Source organism: Mesorhizobium sp. M7A.F.Ca.CA.001.08.2.1 (assembly GCF_003998455.1).
GTDB lineage: Bacteria > Pseudomonadota > Alphaproteobacteria > Rhizobiales > Rhizobiaceae > Mesorhizobium > Mesorhizobium ciceri.
Genome location: NZ_RZPW01000564.1, coordinates 1 through 4,268 on the forward strand (window position 1 = coordinate 1; position 4,268 = coordinate 4,268).

Annotated in this window: 5 protein-coding genes; 2 read left to right on the forward strand and 3 right to left on the reverse strand. The window is 62.2% G+C overall.

Features of this window, described 5'->3' with window-relative positions; all coding sequences use genetic code 11:
• Nucleotides 1-520 (forward strand): HAD family hydrolase (locus EN914_RS26335; RefSeq protein WP_164778913.1); only part of this gene is annotated, 520 nt, incomplete at its 5' end.
• 82 nt (nucleotides 521-602) lie between these two features.
• Here EN914_RS26335 and EN914_RS26340 read toward each other — a convergent pair.
• The 3 genes from EN914_RS26340 to aceA all read right to left on the reverse strand — a co-directional run bounded on the left by EN914_RS26340 (nucleotide 603) and on the right by aceA (nucleotide 2,865).
• Nucleotides 603-1,007 carry a response regulator gene (locus tag EN914_RS26340; protein ID WP_245265430.1) on the reverse strand — a complete coding sequence of 135 codons (405 nt, stop codon included), beginning with the start codon at nucleotides 1,005-1,007 and terminating at the stop codon, nucleotides 603-605.
• Nucleotides 1,008-1,274: 267 nt separating this feature from the next.
• Nucleotides 1,275-1,517, reverse strand: a complete 243-nt coding sequence (locus tag EN914_RS26345) for a hypothetical protein (RefSeq protein WP_006202762.1) — start codon at nucleotides 1,515-1,517, stop codon at nucleotides 1,275-1,277.
• A 58-nt stretch (nucleotides 1,518-1,575) separates the two neighbouring features.
• The gene (gene aceA, locus EN914_RS26350; protein WP_024505756.1) at nucleotides 1,576-2,865 is read right to left on the reverse strand and encodes an isocitrate lyase; all 1,290 of its coding nucleotides are present in this window, start codon (nucleotides 2,863-2,865) and stop codon (nucleotides 1,576-1,578) included.
• Nucleotides 2,866-3,094: 229 nt separating this feature from the next.
• Between aceA and EN914_RS26355 the strand changes: the two genes are divergently transcribed.
• On the forward strand, nucleotides 3,095-4,268 hold a 1,174-nt coding region (locus EN914_RS26355), incomplete at its 3' end, for a short-chain fatty acyl-CoA regulator family protein (RefSeq protein WP_164778915.1).

Genomic DNA, 4,268 nt, shown 5'->3' on the forward strand with positions numbered 1-4,268 from the left:
GGGATTTACCCTGTCGATGATCGAGACGGCGATCGAGGTCACGCAAGGCCGCGTGCCGGGCTCGGTCATAGCGGAGATTCTCGATGCCGGCCGCGAGATGCTGAGCCATCCGATCGAGGCCTTGCCGCACGCCCGCGAGACGGTCGAAGAGCTTGCCGGCGCATTCCGCCTCGTGCTGATCACCAAGGGCGACCTCTTCGACCAGGAGCGCAAGCTGGCTGGCTCAGGCCTTGGCGATCTGTTCGACGCGGTCGAGATCGTCAGCGACAAGAATGCTGCCACCTATAGCAGGCTCTTCAAGCGCCACGGCGATGGTCCGGCGAAAAGCATGATGGTCGGCAACTCGCTGAAGTCGGATGTGGTGCCGGCCATCGAGGCCGGCGGGTGGGGTGTTCATGTGCCGCATGAACTGACCTGGGTGCTGGAGCATGTCGAAGCGCCGGTAACCGAATCGAGGTTCCGCCAGATATCCGATCTCGGACAACTGCCCGGACTGATCGAAAGCATCATCGATCCCTGATCGCCGGGCGATCCGTGGTCGCCCGGCCTTACCTGGTTCGATTCCGGACGGAAAAACCGCTACACACTTTCCCGCAATTGCCTCAGCGGCCGATCAGGCGATCGATCACCGGTTGCAACCGTTCGGGCGTGATCGGCTTGGCGATCACCACGTCGATGACACCAGGCAGGCCCAGGCTTTCCGTGGTGCCATTCTTGGTTGACAGCAGGATTACCGGTGGCAGCGATTTGCCCGAGGCGCGGCGCAACGCGTCGATGCTGGACATCAGATTGTCGCAGTCCTTGTTGTCGGCGCCGCCGTCAAGGACAACCGCGCCGGGAATGAGCGACCGCAAGATCCTTGCCGCCGTGTCGGGAGATTCCGAAATCGGCTTGAGCCCGGATCGCTCGACGATCTTTGAAATCACCACGCGATTGATTGGCGACCTGCCGACGACAAGCACCTGCGACGGATCACGGATCGCCTCGGTGGTTGAGCCGCGGGTCACCAGATTCGGATGTCTTGGAGTCTCGCCTTCGCGATTCACCGGGCACACAAGTCAGCCAAGAAGCTCGCCCCTATTTCAATGCAGAGTTGAATCCGGAGCGCAATTGGCGTGAGATCGCAGCCTATGTCAAGTTGAAATAAAAGTGCCCGAAATCATCGCCGGGACAGTGAATTTCAAGCAACGCTACTGTACTCGACTGTCCACACGTGCATTTCATAAAAAGAAAATTCACCTGCGCAGGTGAAGGGTCGGTTGCATGAATTTCAGTCAGCCGTGGCTCTGCTGCGTGACGATCACCGGGATCAGCAGATCGCCCCAGTTGCCGTCGCCGCCGTGATGTCGTGCCGAGCGCACGAGTTCCACCGAGACGCCCGCCTCGACCGCCTTCATAACCGACTGGTTGAGGCGGTGCAGGTCGTTGGCCAGCATGCGGATCGTCGCCTGCTGGTCGACGCTCATCGTTGTCGACTGTTCCTCGGCGCGTTCCTTGACGCGGCTTATCGATGCCATTGGTTTTCTCCTTGTGTCCCAAGCCCTGTCGGGCGTTTCCTCTGAGTTTTTCTGTTCGCTATTCGGCGGCCGGTTTGAACTGCGCGTGCTCCGTCGATTCATGCATGGCGGTGGTCGACGACTGGCCGCCGGTGATCGCCATCGACACGGCGTCGAAATAGCCGGTGCCGACCTCGCGCTGATGCTTGGTCGCGGTGTAGCCATCGGCCTCGGCCGCGAACTCCGCTTCCTGCAACTCGGAATAGGCCGCCATCTGCCGCGCCTTGTAGCCGCGCGCCAATTCGAACATGCCGTAGTTGAGCTGGTGAAAGCCGGCGAGCGTGATGAACTGGAACTTGTAGCCCATGGCGCCGAGCTCCTTCTGGAACTTGGCAATCGTCGCGTCGTCGAGGTTCTTCTTCCAGTTGAACGACGGCGAGCAATTGTAGGCGAGCAGCTTGTCGGGATGGTGCTTGCGCACGCCGTCGGCGAATTTCCTGGCCTGCGCCAGGTCGGGTTTCGAGGTCTCGCACCAGATCAGATCCGCGTAAGGCGCATATGCGATGGCGCGGGCAATGCAGGGCTCGATGCCGTTCCTGACATGATAGAAACCTTCAACCGTGCGCCCGGCGTCGTAGTCGACGAAAGGCTGGTCGCGCTCGTCGATGTCGGAGGTGAGCAGCTTGGCGGCTTCCGCATCGGTGCGCGCGACGACCAGGGTCGGCGTGCCCATCACGTCCGCCGCCAGGCGCGCGGCGTTGAGGTTGCGGATGTGCGCCGCAGTCGGGATCAGCACCTTGCCGCCGAGATGGCCGCATTTCTTTTCCGACGCCAACTGGTCCTCATAGTGGACGCCGGCGGCGCCCGCCTCGATGAAGGCCTTCATGATTTCGAAGGCGTTGAGCGGCCCGCCGAAGCCGGCTTCGGCGTCGGCAACGATCGGCGCGAACCAGGTTTCGACCGAAAGCCCGTTGCCTTCGGAGGTCTCGATCTGGTCGGCGCGCTGCAGCGTGCGGTTGATACGCTTGACCAGTTCGGGCGCCGCATTGGCCGGATAGAGCGACTGGTCCGGATACATCGCACCAGCCGTGTTGGCGTCGGCGGCAACCTGCCAGCCCGACAGGTAGATCGCCTTCAGCCCGGCGCGCACCTGCTGCATCGCCTGATTGCCGGACATGGCGCCGAGCGCGTTGACGAAGTCCTCCTCGTGGATGAGCTTCCACAGCCGATTGGCGCCCATTTCGGCAAGGCTCTGGCGGATCTGCACCGAACCGCGCAGACGCTTCACATCCGCCGCCGAGTAGGGTCGTTCGATACCGTCGAAGCGACCTTCCGGCGCCGATGGGACGAGGTTGTAAAAATCAGTCATTGGTCACTCCGAGGAATTGCTGATCTGTGTCAAGGCGTCAATCATTTGGGGGTATTTGGGTATGACTGGATTTACATTTCTGCGCGAAATCAGCCACAAAAATCAGGTAAACTGAGAGGATATAAGAGAAAACCTGTGTTGCGTTTGACAGAAGTGCGTTGTAAATTTGTCATTATTGTAAAAGGCCCGTGCCCAGGAAATTCGTGTAAATTGCTGTAAAGGACAGTCCATGGCTGACCAGAAGATCTTCGCCGGGCCGCGCATCCGCCGCATTCGTAACGCCAAGGGCCTGACCCAGACGGCGATGGCCGAGGGTCTCGGCATTTCGCCGTCCTACCTCAATCTGATCGAGCGCAACCAGCGGCCGCTGACGGTGCAGCTGATCCTCAGGCTGGCCTCCGTCTACAAGGTCGATCCACACGAGCTGCAGGGCGAGGCGAGGGGATCTGTCGCTGCGTTGAAGGAAGTGTTCACCGATCCCCTGCTGGTCGGCGAGTTGCCGGGTGATCAGGAACTGATCGAGCTTGCCGAGGCGGCGCCCAATGCGTCCGCGGCCGTGATAAAGCTGTTCCGCGCCTATCGCGAGCAGGCCGAGCGCCTGTCCGACCTCAACGAATTGCTGGCACGCGAGGGTCGGGCGACGGCGCTTTCCGGCGCCCGCCTGCCGATCGACGAGGTGCACGAGATTTTCGAGCGCCGGCCGAACCATTTCGCTGCCCTCGAGGAGGAGGCCGCGGCGTTCACCTCGGTGCTCGATCCCGGCGACGATCTGTTCGGCGCGCTGAAGGCCTGGCTGAAGCGCGAATATGGCATCGTGGTCAAGGTGCTGCCGGTCGCGACCATGCCGAACTGGCGCCGCCGTTACGATCGTCATTCGCAGCGCCTGTTCCTGTCCGAACGCCTGTCGCCGTTCGACCAGTTGCGCGAAGTCGCGATGGAGGCCTGCCTGATCCGCATGACGGTCGCGGTCGCCGGCGAGATCCAGGCGCTCAAGCTGAGCACCGACGAGGCGCGCCGCCTGGCCCGCTTCGAACTTGGCCGTTATGCGGCGCATGCGCTGATGATGCCCTATCAGGCCTTTCACGCGGCTGCCGTGCGCGCCCGCTACGACATCGATGTCCTGCGTTCGCGCTTCGGGGTCTCCTTCGAACAGGCGGCCAACCGGCTGACCATGCTGCAGCGGCAGGGTGCCTCGGGCGTGCCGTTTTTCATGCTGGAGGTCGACAATGCCGGCAACCGCTTCCGCAAGGCCGGCAGCCAGGGCTTTCCTCAAAGCCGCTTTGGCGGCGGCTGTCCCAAGCTGCCCGTGCATGTCGCCTTCACCCAGCCCGGCCAGGTCTTCGTGGAGGCAGTGGAAATGCCCGACGGCGCCGAGTTCCTGTGCATCGCCCGCACGCTGGAAG

What these genes read in the sequence shown, in the direction of transcription:
- EN914_RS26345 (WP_006202762.1), bottom strand. Translation starts at nt 1,517, where the DNA reads ATGGCATCGATAAGCCGCGTCAAGGAACGCGCCGAGGAACAGTCGACA.
- aceA (WP_024505756.1), bottom strand. Translation starts at nt 2,865, where the DNA reads ATGACTGATTTTTACAACCTCGTCCCATCGGCGCCGGAAGGTCGCTTC.